The following is a 13700-nucleotide window of genomic DNA, read 5'->3' as shown; positions in this document are numbered from 1 at the left end:
CGCTACAGCGGGTGCGGGAGGCGGACGCTGGTGGCTGAGACGCGGGTGCCGTTGACGGTGATCGCTGGGCCCACGGCGTCGGGGAAGACGGCGCTGGCCATCGAGTGGGCGCGCGCCGTGGGCGGGGAGATTGTCAGCGCGGACTCGCAGCAGGTGTACCGCGCCTTCGACATCGGCACCGCGAAGCCCTCCGCCGAGGAGCAGGCCGCCGTGCCGCACCACCTGGTCTCCTGCGTGGATCCGCTCGAGCCCTTCTCCGCCGCCGGGTACCAGCGCCTCGCGGACGTGGCCATCGCGGACATCGCCTCGCGGGGCCGGCCGGTGTTCGTCGTCGGCGGCACCGGCCTGTACCTGCGCATCCTGCTGCACGGCGTGGTGGACGCGCCCGGCGCCCTGCCTTCGCTGCGCGCGGAGCTGGAGGCGCTCGCGGCGGAGCAGGGGAGGGAGGCCGTGCACCGCCGGCTGGCCGAGGTGGATCCGGAGACCGCGGCGAAGCTGCCTCCCCAGGACCTGGTGCGCGTCGTCCGCGCCCTGGAGATCCACGCGCAGACGGGCGTGCCCGCGTCCGAGTTCCGCCGCGCCCACGCCTTCGCGCCGGACCGCCACCCCTTCCAGCTCTACGTGCTGGACCCGCCGCGCGAGTCCCTCTACGCCGCCATCAACACGCGCACGGAGGCGCTCTTCTCGCGGGGACTCGTGGAGGAGACCCGCGCCCTGCTGGAGCAGGGCTACGCGGACGCGGCACCCATGCGCAGCGTCGGCTACGTGCAGGCCCGCGCCGTGGTGGAGGGCCGGATGACACAAGCAGAAGCCATCGCCGACACCGCGCGGGAGACGCGGCGCTACGCCAAGCGGCAGCTCACCTGGTTCCGCAAGGAGCCCGGCGCGGTGTTCCTGTCGCCGCCGTACACCCGTCCTGCCCTCTAGGCGCGGTGGGCCACCCTGGCCCCTGCTCGCCGTCCCGCCTCATTTCGTGGGTGGGAGGCGATTGTTCGCGCCCGGTCGCGCGCCCATCTTCCACGAGGAAGCGCTACCCCCACCCCGTCCACTCCCGGACCGGCAGGCGGCCGAGGGCCCGAGGCGGGCAGCCATCACCGTGGAGATCGCCATGCGAACGAACGTCGAACGTGCGCCGGAGACCCGGCCGGACCGTCCTCCCAGGGGGGCCTCGGCCATGTGGGGCGCTCCCTTCATCCTGGGCCTGCTGACGGCAATCGCGGGGGTGGTGCTGCTGGGCGCCACGTTCTTCACCAGCATGGTCACCGTCTTCTTCGTGGGGATGATGCTGGTGATTGGCGGGGTCCTGGAGATCGCCGCGGGGATCCGCTCACGCAAGGAGAGCCACAGCGCCTTCTGGTCCTTCATGCTCGGCGGCATCCTCACGACCGTCGTCGGCATCCTGACCGTCATGTACCCGGCCGCGGGGCTTGCGTCCCTCACGCTGCTGATCGCCGGCTACTTCTTCGCCAGCGGCCTCTTCCACGTCATCACCTCCGTCATGGACCGCTACTTCCAGTGGGGCTGGGACCTGGCCTACGGCCTCATCTCCCTGGTCCTGGGCCTCGGCGTGATGGCCCGGTGGCCCGCGTCCTCCGTGTGGCTGGTGGGCACGCTGGTGGGGCTCGCCGTCTTCTTCCGGGGCATCTCCATGATGTCCGGCTCGCTCCTCCTGCGGCGGGGCCTGCACCACGTGGAGGCCTGAGCGCCAGGACTGACCGCATTTCACCCACGGTGATTGAAGGATATCCGTGGGTGAAATCCCGGCGGAGCGGGTCCGGCGCGGGGGCTCGGCGCCGGACCGGTTCGCGGGCTACTTCGTCTTCTTGTGCGCGTCGTCGAACTGGTCGGCGAACTGATCGCGCGGCACGTGCTTCAGGTCGCCGTTGGCGTCCGGGCGCTCCAGCGTGAAGTCGTGGATGGTGCCGCGCACCAGGTACTCCTGATCGCGCTTGGAGTTCATCATCGCGCGCTCGCGGTAGGTGAAGTGGGGCTTGGTCGGGTCCACGCCGACGTCCGCGAGGATGGGCCGCTCGTGGGGCTCCGGCTGCCACACCGGCGTGCCGGGCTGGCTGCGGTTCACGGCCGTCTCGTCCAGGCCCGGGTGCGTGGACGTGCGGATGTCCCGCTGGATGTCGAACTGGTCGAAGACGTCCCCGCCCTTCGCGTCGAGCGCCGGGTTGTGGACGATGCGGCTCTGGCCGTAGTCCGGGTTGTCCACGAGCTTCTGCTCCACGGCCTTGCCATCCACGCCCACGGGCACGCCGCTGAAGGACGTGAAGGGCGAGTGGGCCTTCGTCTCCTTCGCGCCGTCCACGTGCGCCGTCAGCGTCACCGTGCGGTCCTTCGCGTCCACCGGCTGCAGCTTGCCGTCGCGGTCGATGGCCGACTTCGGCGTCTCGTACTTCGGCTGGACTTCGTTGAAGGGGAAGTTGTCCCGGCGCGTGAGCGGCACGTCCGGACGGATGCGCGGCGCGAGCTGGTTGTTGCCGCCGTGACGCCGGTCCTCGGCGTTCATGATGTCGCTCATGAGGTCGTGCTGCTGGTGCTTGACGCGGTTCTTCTCCGCGCGGACCTTGAGCAACTGATCCTCTTGCGACGGCACCTGGGTGGAGAAGGTGCGCTTGAGCTCCGGCGCGTGCTTGAACAACCGGGACGTCGTCTGCGTGAGACGCGGCAGCTTCGAGGCGAACATGAGGGACTCCCTTTTGGTGGAGCATGAAGTGCGAGGCTTCATGCTTTTGTAGGGATTATCCCGTCGATGTGATCGTGGTTGCGTGCAGGTGGGTTTCAGGACGCAAAACGGTCTTCGCCAAATGTTTCCGTGACTGGAGGCCGGATGACGTCGCGCGGCGCGCCGAGCGGGTCCGGCACGCGGCCGGTGAGCTGGCACAGGAGGCGATCCGGGTTCACCGGCTTGGGCAGGAAGGCCTCCGCGCCCGCGTCGAGCGCGCGCTGCCGCACGTGCGGACGGTTGAGGCCGCTCATCACCAGCACGCGCGTGTCGCGGGTGAGCGGGTGCTGCTTGAGGCCTTCACACAGACGCAGGCCGTCCACCCAGTGCAGCACCACGTCCAGCAGGATGGCGGTGGGCGGACGGCGCGCCACCGCGCAGAACAGCGCCAGCTCGTCCGCGAAGGACACCACGCGCGCGCCGGTGCTCTCCAACAGGAGCGTGAGCGCCTCGCGCGTGTCCGCGTCGTCGTCCACCACGTAGTAGAGGTCCGGCTCCACCTCCGGCACCAGCGTGGGCACGGGCTCGATGGGCGTGCGCAGCCACGAGCCCACCACCTCGCGCACGCCCGACCAGCGCGCCGCGGACAGGAGGCCCAGCGGGGTGGGGGAGCTCAACCCCAGCACGCCGCCGCCGTACACGCCGCCCGCCGAGTGCTTCGCGCGCGCCGCGACGAACGCCGCCGGGGCCCGCTTGCCCGCGCGGCGCAGCCAGGTGAGGGAGCGCGCTCCCGCCGCCGCGTCCTCCATCAGCTCGCCCAGCCCGTCGCGCACGTAGCGGCGCTCCAGCGACGGCGCGTCCAGCCCGCCATCCAGCAGCGCCACCGCGGCGCGGCTGCACGACGCCAGCGTCTCCGACAGGCCCACCTGCAGCGGGTGGCCGAAGGCCGCGGGGCCCACCACCAACTGCCCGGGCGCCACCAGCGTGCGGCCGGGGCCGAAGGGCAGGCGCGTCGTCTCCAGCGCGGTGAGCTCGAAGCCTTCGTCCAGCAGGCCGTCGCGCGCGGCCATCATCAGCACCTGGCACAGGTCCGCGGGCGTCACCGCCGCGCCGAACGCCAGCGCGTACACGGACGACGCGCCCGGGATGAGGAACAGCGCGTCCACGGAGGGCAGCGGCGCCACCCACAGCCGCGCCACCGGCGCCAGGTCGCGGCCCGGCATCCCGCCCTGGATGCGCGCCTGCACCGCCGGCATGGACGGCGCCGGCTTGAAGCCCTTGAAGAAGGCGTCCCCCAGCAGCGGCCCCGCGCCCGCGGCCAGCGCCACCGCGTGGAAGCGCTCGCCGCTGCCCTGCGCGCGGACGACGAGGGGCCCCGCGTTGCGCACCGCCGCGGGCGCGTCCGGGGCGGGCGCCTGCCGCTCCACGCGCTCCACGTGGCGGTTCACGAACCGGGCGCCCTGCGCGCTGGCCGCCGTGGACAGCACGTGGCGCACCATGTCCAGGCCGCCTTCACCCCGGGGCCAGCCATCCACGACCCAGAGCCCGCCGGCCGCGCAGGGCAGCAGCTCGCGCTCGCCCTGGGAGATGACCTCCACGCCGCGCAGCTCGTGCGCGCGCCACTCCGGCGGTATCCGGCAGCCCAGCGCGGCGAGCCGCGACCGGCACTCCGGCGTGAGCAGGGCAGGGGGCGCGGTGCGCTCCTCGGTGCCCCCCGCGTAGACGCGCACGTCCAGGGCCACGCCCCTCGCGCGGCCGTTGAAGAGAAGCGAGGCCGCGAGCCCCGCCCCGGCGATGCCGCCGCCGACGATCGCCACCCTCGAACCACTCGCCAGCTTGCTGGTCCCGCTCATCGCGCGCCCTCGTTCCCGTCCCGCCGTCAGTGCCGCTGTGCCGCGGTCGAGTGCATCGACTGGCCGTACACCACCACCCGGTCGCGCCCCTCCCGCTTGGCCTCGTAGAGCGCGGCGTCCGCCGCCTTCAGCAAGGCCTCCGTGCTCTCGCGCGGGGAGTCGGCCGTGTGGTCCGCCACGCCCACGCTGATGCTCAACCCGAAGGGCGCCGGGCGCCCGTCACCGCGCTGCACGTTCACGCCGCGCAGCTCCGAGCGCAGGCGCTCCGCGAACACCGCGGCCTCCAGCGACGTCTGGTGCGGCAGCAGCACGACGAACTCGTCCCCGCCGAAGCGCGCCGCGAAGTCGGACTCGCGCAGGTTGCCCTGCATCAGCGTGGCCAGGGCCAGGATGGCGCGGTTGCCCACGTCGTGGCCCATGCCGTCGTTGATGGCCTTCAGGTGGTCCAGGTCGATGACCACCACGCTCAGCGCGTAGCCGTAGCGCTGGGCGCGCTTGAACTCGTCCTCCAGCCGCACGGACAGCGCCCGGAAGTTCGCCAGGCCCGTGAGCGCGTCCGTCTGCGCCAGCACCTGGAGCTTGCGCTGCTGCTCGCTCTGGCGCACCGCGCGGTCGATGCGGGCGAGCAACTCGCGCGAGCTCGCCGGCTTGTGGATGAAGTCCACGGCGCCCATCTCCAGGCATCGCTCCAGGGTCGCCTCGTCCGCGTCCCCTGTGAGGAAGATGACGGGCACCGTCTCCGTGCGCACGTCGCCCTGGAGCGTCTCCAGGACCGCCAGCCCATCCCCGGAGGGCAGGAACCGGTCCAGGAGCACCAGGTCCGGGCGGTGCTCGCGCGCCAGCTCCACGCCCGCGTCCGCGTCCGTGGCGGCCAGCACGTCGAAGCGCGGGGCGAGCAGGTCCATCAGGCCTTCGCGCACGCCGGTGTCGTCCTCGATGATGAGCAGGAGCGCGCGCTCACTGCTGCGGCCGTGCCGTTCCATGAACTGGTTCGCTCCGCTCGCCTGTCCCGAAATGGCAGGCCGAAAGTCTCGGGCCCCACGCCCTTCCAGGTGCTCCCCACGCCCTTGCGCCCCACGCGCACCCGCCGCCGCCTCGTTCCGCAAGCACCCACCCACCCATCCAAACTTCACCCGAGACCTCCGGCTGCCAAGCCCGTCCGCCTCCGCGGGGGCTTTGGGAACCTTGCGCCCCGGTCGCCCGCGTGCCCTTGCCCGGGAGCAAGCCGTGTGCCCCGCGCCTCACTCGCGCGACGGCCTCTTTTCAGGGGGTTGCATGGGGGCCCACGAGACAGCCAACAAGCCAGCCGGAAGACGTTGCAGCGTGGGTCCCGAGCGCACGGTAGGAATTGCCGGACGCGGGCCGCCCTGGGAGCCAGGGCCCCGGGGTGGGAGGGAGCGGCGGATCCGTCGGGAACCCCCGGAGGCGGGCCGCGCGGGGCGGCGCCATCGACGGGGTCACGGCAGGCGGCGGAAGCGGGCCCTGGCGCCATTGCAGTGGCGCCGGGCCATCACTTCCACCGGGACTTCAGCGCCGGTGGGTGAACTGCACGCGGCGCCCGCCACCCTGGGGCGGCATCATCGGCGGCGCCTCCAGGCCGAACTGCCACCAGAGCGGCTCGTAGGGCTTCATCTTCAGGCGCTTGTCGTTCTGCAACTGGGCGAGGCTGCCCTTGAGCTTCTCGTCGGAGGGGTTCTGCTCCACGCCGCGCGCGAGCACGCGCTGGGCCGCGTCCTTGTCCTTGAGCTGCAGCAGGCACCACGCGTACACGGCCCAGACGATGGACTCCTTCTTGCCGCTCTTCACCGCGGCCTCGAAGGAGGTCTTCATGGCGGGCACGTCGTTGCGGCGGAAGTGCAGGGCGCCCTCCATGGCCTTGGCCATGTAGTTGCGGCCGCTGGCCTTCTCCAGGTGGGGCTTCGCGCCGTCCAGGTCCTTCACCATGTACTTCAGCATCCCGATCTGCGCGTGGAGCTCCGGGCCGATCAGGAACTGCCACTTGTCCCAGACCAGGCCCTGCTCCAGCGTCTGGACGGCCCGGTCCACGCGGCCCTGGGCCTCCTTCTGGGTGGCGGGCTGGCCCTGGAGATCCTTCTGCACCGTCGTCATCAGCGCCTGGACCCGGGTGGAGACCCGGCGGGCGAGCACGATGTAGGTGGCGAAGAAGACGATGACGCCGGGCACGATGCCGGCCCACCAGGAGAAGCCGCCGGCGAACTTCACCAGCACGCCGACCGCCAGCCCGACGGCCAGGGAGATGAGGAGGTTGTACATGCGCTGCCCCTTTAGCGGTGTGCGTGGACAGCCGCAATCTTCGGATGCACACGGACCGAAGGCGCGATATACGTTCGGCCGCCTCGCTCACACCCAAGGGGCCCTCTGTCGAAATTGGTAGACGAGGCGGACTCAAAATCCGCTGCGGCTGACCCCGCGTCCCGGTTCGAGTCCGGGGAGGGCCATCTTCAAACGCAGACCCGGCGCCCGAGATGCCATCCTCCCGGGCTGCCCGAACGTGAAAGCGCTCCCCTGGTCCCCGCGCTGGAAGATGCGATGAAGGTCCTGCTGGTCGAGGATGATCCGAGCCTCCGGGAGGGAATGGGGGAGCTGGTCTCCGAGCTGGCGGACGTGCGGGCGGTGGGCACCCTCGACGAAGCGCTGCGCGCCCTGACGGCGGACCGCTTCGAGCTGGTGATGACCGACATGCGCATCGCCGGGGGGCACACGGATGGCCGGGGCATCCTGGAGGCCGCGCGCCGCCAGCGCTACCCGGTGGCCATCGTCAGCGCCGCCGGCCCGGATGAGGTCGCCCAGGTCCTGCACCCCTCCGTGCCGGACGCGCTGCTGATCAAGCCCTTCCAGGTGGACGACATCCTGGGGCTGGTGGAGCGCTTCCTGGAGCTCAAGCGCCAGGTGGTCGCCGCGGCCCGGGAGCCCCTGGCCGGGGATTCCCCTGAGTGGATTGAAGTATCACTCGGAGTGCGTGTGGCGGGTTCGGCGCCGGACAGCGCCCGGACCTGGCTGCGGCTGGCGCCGGAGGCGTCCTTCCCGTGGGACCGCTCCCAGTCCGCCCATGGGGTCCTCGTGCTGGAGGGCGACCTGGAGCTGGACGGCGAGCGCTATGCCGCGCCGTGCTACCTGTTCCTGGCCCAGGGCGCGTCGCCCCGGGTGAAGACGCGGGCCGGTGCGCTGGCCGTGTGCGTTCCGCTGCGCGGCCAGGCGTAGAGGTCATCCGTGGACATTCCCCTCTGGCCCACGCCGCATGAGCCGTCACGTCTGGGGCGTCCGTCCCGGCGCGCGGCCACCGCGGCGGTGGAGACGCACATCGCCGTCCTCAAGGGTGAGCCGCTGAAGGCCGCGCTCGCCACCGCGCTGCGGGAGGCGGAGGGCCTGGGCGGGCAGGAGCGGCGCTTCGTGGCCCTGGCGGCGCGCGAGCTGTCCCGGCACACGCGGCTGTTGGACCTGGCGGCGCGGCAGTTGGGGCACTCCCCGGGCAAGCACGCGCTCACGGAGGATCAGGCGCTGGTGCGCTACACGCTCTGGCGGCGCCTCTTCTGTGGCGAGGGCTGGGCGCGCATCGGGCCGGAGGTGAAGCTGCCGGGGCCGGTGCGTCCGCGCACGCTGCATGACGCGGTGCTGGAGGGGCTCGCCACCAAACCCCTGGCGGAGCCCGCGGCGGCGGAGGGCGCGGAGGCCGTCGTCGAGCGGCTGGCCACCCGGTACTCGTTCCCCGGCTGGCTCACGCAGCGGCTGGCGCAGGTGTATCCGGAGGCAACGCTCGCGGGGCTGATGGCGTCCCTGGACGAGGAGCCGTCGCTGCACTTCCGCGCGCGGCCCCCGGGCACCCGCGACGCGGTGCTCGCGGCGCTGGCGGAGGAGGGCGTGGCGGCGGAGGCGGTGCCCTGCGCGCCGGACGCGCTGCGGGTCTCGGACTCCAGCCACCGCATCTTCGAGTCGCGGACGATGAAGGCCCGGCGGCTCCAGGTGCAGGACGTGGGCAGCCAGCTCATCGTCCTGGCGTGCCTGCCTCCCGGGGCGACCCTGGCGGGGCTGACGGTGGCGGACGTGTGCGCGGGGGCCGGCGGCAAGACGCTGGGGCTCGCGGACCTGGTGGGCGCGAAGGGGAAGGTGCTCGCGGGGGACCGCTCCAAGCGGCGGCTCTCCGACGCGCGCGACCGGGTGCGCGAGTTCGGCCTGAAGCAGGTGGCGTTCCCGCACCCGGTGCCGCTGGGGGACGTGGACGTGGTGCTGGTGGACGCGCCGTGCAGCGGCACGGGCTCCCTGGCGCGCGAGCCGGATCAGAAGTGGAAGCTGTCCGCGAAGGCCATCACGGAGTTCCAGGCCACGCAGTCCCAGTTGCTCGCGGAGGTGGCCGCGCAGGTGAAGCCCGGGGCGCGCATCGTCTACGCCACGTGCTCCGTGCTCCCGGAGGAGAACGACGCGGTGGTGGAGGGCTTCCTCCAGAAGCACCCGGGCTTCGCGCTGGAGCCGGTGGGGGAGGGGTGGCCCGCGGAGCTCCAGGTGGGCGTGGACGGCCCCTACCTGCGGGCCCTGCCGCCCCGGGTCCCCGGCGGGGGCTTCTTCGCCGCCCGGCTGGTCCGCAAGGCGGGTTGACAGTCGGCGAGCCGCCACGTTACGCACGAAAGACCTTCTCTCTCCCGAGGGTGACAGCCGTGGCGGCAGATCCGAAGCAGGCGGAAGTGATGCGGCAGATCAACGAAGCCTTCCAGGCGGCCGAGGCCAAGCTGGCCAGGCTGCGGGAGGCCGTCGAGCGCAACACGGAGCTGGCGCGGGCCAACGGCAAGGCGGCCTTCCTCAAGGACAAGAAGGAGCAGACCCACCGCGAGCTGGGCGAGGCCGTCTGGCAGGCCGTCCAGGCAGGCCGGCTGGAGCTGCCCGCGAACTTCGCCCGCCTGCTCCAGAACATCGCGGCGGCGGAGAAGGCGGCGGCGGATCATGCCGCGTCCCTCACCGACCTGCTCCGGGAAGGAGAAGAGGTGGCGGACCGTTTGAAGGTAAAAACCGTCGCGAAGCCGCAAAAAGTTGTGGCGTCCGGGACGAAGAAGCCGTAGAAGTCGCGCCGCCTCACGGCACGGACCGCTCCCCACGGCGGGCCGGGCAGCACGCAGCAGAAGAGACGGGGCTATAGCTCAGCTGGGAGAGCGCTTGAATGGCATTCAAGAGGTCACCGGTTCGATCCCGGTTAGCTCCACACTGAAGTGAGAGAGGCCCGCGAGAGAAATCTCGCGGGCCTTTTGCTTTTGCGGCCTCCGGCGCCGGAGGCCGCCGCGCCCTCGCTACAGGCTCGCCGGGAGGTCGCGGGGCAGCCGCACGGTGAAGGTGGTGCCCTCCTCGGCGGTGGACGTCACGGTGATGATGCCCCTGTGGGCCTCCACCAGTTGTTTCACGATGTAGAGCCCCAGGCCGATGCTCCGGCTGCTGTGGTCCACCTCGCCGCTGGCGCGCTGCAGCGGCTCGAAGAGGCGGCTCATCCGCTCCGGTGAGATGGGCGCCCCCTCGTTGTGGATGGACAGCGACACGGCGTCGTCCCCGCCGTGGGTCTCCACCTGGATGGCGGTGTCCCGGGGGCTGTACTTCAGCGCGTTGGTGACCAGGTTCTGGGCCAGTTGCCCCAGCCGGTCCGGATCCCACACGCCCAGGCCGCTGCCGCTCCGGCGCCGGCGGATCTCCCGGTCCGGGTGCGTGGCTTCAATCTCCTCCAGCACGCCGTCCACGATTTCGTGCAGGTCCGACGGGCGCCGCTGGATGCGCAGGCCGCCGCCCAGGCGCGCCTGGGTGAAGTCGAGCAGGTCGCGGATCATCCGGTGGGCCCGCTCCGCGGCGGACTGGATGCGGCTGACGGCCTTGGTGCTGCGCTCGTCCAGCTCCTCGCGGCGCATCAGGCTGGCGGCGCCCAGGAGGATGGCGCTCACGGGGTTGCGCAGGTCGTGGCTGACGATGCCGATGAGCTGCTGCTCGAAGTCCGCGCGCTGCTGCTGCTGGGCCTGGGCCTGGCGCAGCTCGTGGACGTCCATGGAGGTGCCCACCCATTTGATGATCCGCCCCTCCGCGTCCTTCACGGGCAGGGCGCGCACCAGGTGCCAGCGGTACAGGCCGTCCCGGTAGCGCACCCGGTGCTCGGCCTGGTAGCGGTCGCCGCGCTTCAGGGCCTCCACCCAGGCCTGGCCGCTGAGGGGCAGGTCGTCGGGATGGATGACCTGCCGGTAGCCCCGGTCCAGCAGCGTCTCCGCCCTCACGCCGGTCTGCTCCGTCAGCACGCCGTTCACGTAGGTGACCGAGCCATCCGGGGCGGTGACGAAGACGGCCTCCGGCAGCGCCTCCGCGAGCGTGCGGAACTCCTCCTCGCTGCGGCGCAGGGCGTCCTCCGCGGCCTTGCGCTGGGTGACGTCCTGCATGGCGCCCACCATGCGCAGCGCCGTGCCGGAGGCGTCTCGCACCACCCAGCCGCGGTCCTCCACCTGGGCGTAGGTGCCGTCCGCCTTGCGGAAGCGGTACTCGGCGCGCCAGTCACTGCCGCCGGGCGTGTCCGCGATGGCGTGGAGGCTTTCGGTGGCCTGCGCGCGGTCCTCCGGGTGGACGGCCTCCGTCCACCAGTCCAGGCCGGAGGACACCGTGCCGGGCGGGTAGCCGAAGAGCGTGTGGATGCCCTCGCTCCAGGTCAGTTGCTGGGTGCTCAGGTCCAGGTCCCAGATGGCGTCCTTCGTGGCCCGGGTGGCCAGCCGGTAGCGCGTCTCCGACAGCTTGAGCGCCTGGAGCAGCTCCTCGCGCTGGGCGCGCGCCCGCGCGGCGTTCACCGTCCCCTCCAGGCGGGCCACCAGCTCGCGCACGCCGAAGGGCTTCACCAGGTAGTCGTCCGCGCCGGCGGTGAGGCCCTCCACCTTCGCCTCCTCGCCCGCGCGCGCGGACAGGAGGATGACGGGGACGTGGGCCGTGCGCGGATCCGCCTTCAACTCGCGCAGGAGCCCGAAGCCGTCCAGCCCCGGCATCATCACGTCCGACAGCATCACGTCCGGCGGGTGCTCCCGTGCCAGCTCCAGCGCGGCGCGGCCATCCGCCACGGTCGTCACCTGGAAGCGCCCCTCCAGCGACCGCCGCACGTAGTCGCGCATGTCCGCGTTGTCGTCCGCCACGAGCACGTGCCCCCGCACGACCCCCGGGGGTGCCTCCGGGACGGGCGCGGGCGCGTTCTCCGCGGCCGTCAGCCACTGCTCCGCCTCCTGGACGAAGGCCTCCGGATTCGGGGCCTGGACTCCCTCTCGCGGGACGGCCCTCAACTGCTCGGGCGGCAGGTGCGCCGTGCCGGTAGGGAGGGACACCGTGAAGGTGCTGCCCTGGCCCAGCGTGCTCTCCACGGAGACGCGGCCGCCGTGCAGCTCCACCAGCTCCCGCACGAGCGCCAGCCCGATGCCGCTGCCTTCATGGCTGCGCCCCCGCGCGCCCTCCACCCGGTGGAAGCGGTCGAAGACGCGGGGCAGCTCGGGGGCGGGGATGCCCGTGCCCGTGTCGCTGACGGACAGCTCCACCCGGCCGTCCCCCTCGCGGAGCCGGACGGTGAGGGCGCCGTGGAAGGTGAACTTGAAGGCGTTGGAGAGCAGGTTGAGGACGATCTTCTCCCAGAGATCGCGGTCCACCCAGACGGGGGCGGACAGGGAAGGGCAGTCCACCTGGAGCCGCAGCCCCGCCTTCCTCGCCAGCGAGTCGAACGCGCTCGCGAGCCCCGTGGTGAGCGGGCCCAGGTCCGTGGGCTCGAAGGTGGCTCGCATGCGGCCCGCCTCCAGGCGGCTGAAGTCGAGCAGGCTGTTCACCAGCTTGTGCAACCGCTGGCTGTTGCGCTGCACGAGCTCCAGCCGCTCGCGGTGGGTGGGCTCCAGCGGGTGCTCCACGTCCGTGAGCACGTCCCCCAGCGGCCCCAGCATCAGCGTCAGCGGCGTGCGGAACTCATGGCTGACGTTGGAGAAGAAGGCCGTCTTCGCCCGGTCCAGCTCCGCCAGGGCCTCCGCCTGCCGCCGGGCGTCCTCGTGCGCGCGCGCCCCCGCGATGACCGCGTCCAGTCCGCCGGCGACCAGCTCCAGGAAGGAGCGGTACGACGCATCCGCGGGCAGCCGCGGTGACATGCCCAGCACGAGCACGCCGGTGGGGTTCGGCTCGCCGGGGCGGGCCATGGGCAGGACGAGCGCGGAGCCCGGCTGCGGCACGCCGTGCCGCAGGGGTAAGGGACCGAAGCGGGCCTCGAGTCCCCGGACCTGTTCGGCCTGCCCGGAGCGGATCACCCGGGCCAGCGGCCAGGGGGCGGCCGCGCCCGGCTCCAGGTCCACCTGCTGGGGACAGAAGGCGCCGTCCCCCTCCAGGCCCATGCGCCCCGCCAGCCGCGCCCGGGTGCCGCCCGCTTCCACCTGGTAGAGCAGCGCGAACGGGAGGTCCGCGGGGTTGGTGGCGAGCGCCTCCATTCCGCGCGTGGAGGCGTCATGGACGCGGAGGCTCCCGCCCGCGCGTGAAGCCACCTCCTGCAGCGTGCGGAGGCGGCGCGCGTCCAGCACCTGGCTGGTGGTCTCCACCACCGTGTCGAGCACGCCGTTGACGGCCCCGGATTCGTCCCGGACGGGGCTGTAGGAGAAGGTGAAGTAGGTCTCCTCCAGGAAGCCGCTGCGCTCGACGAAGAGGCGCTGGTTCTCCGTCATGAGGGCGCGGCCCTCGCGGCGGACCTGCTCCACCCACGGGCCGATCTGATCCCAGATCTCCGCCCAGACCTCGCGCCCGGCCCGCCCCATGGCGAAGGGGTGCTTGTGGCCCAGGATGGGCCGGTAGGCGTCGTTGTAGAGCTTCACCGCCAGCGGCCCCCAGAACACCATCATGGGGAAGCCGGACGTGAGGCAGACGCTGGCGATGGTGCGCAGGGACTGCGGCCAGGAGGACACCGGACCGAGCGGCGTGCTGGACCAGTCCATGGAGCGCATCAGGGCGCCCATCTCGCCGCCCCCGGCGAGCACCTCGCGGGCCGCCGCGCGTTCGGCGTCGTCCGGCGGCGGCGCGGGTGCGTTCGCGCCGTGCTCACCGGACGTCCTGGAACCGTGATTCATCCCCGTTGCGTAATCGAAGCCCTTGGGGGAGGCCAGGGGACGAGCATGGGAAGCCGGCCGCTCCAGCCCCTGGCAGCCCGC

10 protein-coding genes and 2 tRNA genes are annotated in these 13700 nt (G+C 72.4%); 7 read left to right on the top strand and 5 right to left on the bottom strand.

The window, feature by feature from the left end; genetic code table 11:
* Window positions 1–45: 45 nt before the first annotated feature.
* Complete coding sequence (miaA, locus tag K8612_RS20505; protein WP_223763606.1) at window positions 46–927, top strand: tRNA (adenosine(37)-N6)-dimethylallyltransferase MiaA; 882 nt, start codon at window positions 46–48, stop codon at window positions 925–927.
* Window positions 928–1108: 181 nt separating this feature from the next.
* A complete protein-coding gene (locus K8612_RS20500; RefSeq protein ID WP_223763520.1) occupies window positions 1109–1702 on the top strand; it encodes an HdeD family acid-resistance protein in 594 nt (197 codons plus the stop codon).
* Between the two features lie 108 nt (window positions 1703–1810).
* On the opposite strand, the gene K8612_RS20495 is transcribed toward K8612_RS20500, so the two are convergent.
* The 4 genes from K8612_RS20495 to K8612_RS20480 all read right to left on the bottom strand — a co-directional run bounded on the left by K8612_RS20495 (window position 1811) and on the right by K8612_RS20480 (window position 6798).
* Window positions 1811–2692: a hypothetical protein gene (locus K8612_RS20495; protein ID WP_223738332.1), complete on the bottom strand. Its 882-nt coding sequence runs from the start codon at window positions 2690–2692 to the stop codon at window positions 1811–1813.
* Window positions 2693–2787: 95 nt separating this feature from the next.
* The gene (locus K8612_RS20490) at window positions 2788–4524 is read right to left on the bottom strand and encodes a two-component system response regulator (RefSeq protein ID WP_223763519.1); all 1737 of its coding nucleotides are present in this window, start codon (window positions 4522–4524) and stop codon (window positions 2788–2790) included.
* A gap of 26 nt (window positions 4525–4550) precedes the next feature.
* Window positions 4551–5507 (bottom strand): diguanylate cyclase, encoded by a 957-nt coding sequence (locus K8612_RS20485; RefSeq protein WP_223738334.1) that lies wholly within the window; start codon window positions 5505–5507, stop codon window positions 4551–4553.
* 544 nt (window positions 5508–6051) lie between these two features.
* A complete protein-coding gene (locus tag K8612_RS20480; RefSeq protein WP_223763518.1) occupies window positions 6052–6798 on the bottom strand; it encodes a M48 family metallopeptidase in 747 nt (248 codons plus the stop codon).
* Window positions 6799–6897: 99 nt separating this feature from the next.
* Between K8612_RS20480 and K8612_RS20475 the strand changes: the two genes are divergently transcribed.
* The 5 genes from K8612_RS20475 (at window position 6898) to K8612_RS20455 (ending at window position 9733) form a co-directional block, all read left to right on the top strand.
* Window positions 6898–6983 (top strand) — tRNA-Leu (locus K8612_RS20475).
* A gap of 91 nt (window positions 6984–7074) precedes the next feature.
* Entirely contained in the window at window positions 7075–7746 is a 672-nt protein-coding gene (locus K8612_RS20470; RefSeq protein ID WP_223763517.1) for a response regulator, read from the top strand.
* Between the two features lie 9 nt (window positions 7747–7755).
* Window positions 7756–9135: an RsmB/NOP family class I SAM-dependent RNA methyltransferase gene (locus tag K8612_RS20465; RefSeq protein ID WP_223763516.1), complete on the top strand. Its 1380-nt coding sequence runs from the start codon at window positions 7756–7758 to the stop codon at window positions 9133–9135.
* Between the two features lie 59 nt (window positions 9136–9194).
* Window positions 9195–9593, top strand: a complete 399-nt coding sequence (locus K8612_RS20460; RefSeq protein ID WP_223738338.1) for a hypothetical protein — start codon at window positions 9195–9197, stop codon at window positions 9591–9593.
* A gap of 67 nt (window positions 9594–9660) precedes the next feature.
* A tRNA-Ala gene (locus K8612_RS20455) sits at window positions 9661–9733 on the top strand.
* Window positions 9734–9818: 85 nt separating this feature from the next.
* Here the strand turns inward: K8612_RS20455 and K8612_RS20450 are convergent.
* A complete protein-coding gene (locus tag K8612_RS20450; RefSeq protein WP_306799687.1) occupies window positions 9819–13619 on the bottom strand; it encodes an ATP-binding protein in 3801 nt (1266 codons plus the stop codon).
* Window positions 13620–13700 lie beyond the last annotated feature (81 nt).

Source organism: Corallococcus sp. AS-1-6 (assembly GCF_020037015.1).
In the GTDB taxonomy this organism is placed as follows: domain Bacteria; phylum Myxococcota; class Myxococcia; order Myxococcales; family Myxococcaceae; genus Corallococcus.
Note: the sequence above shows the minus strand (reverse complement) of the source record. Positions and strands in the feature narration are given on the sequence as shown.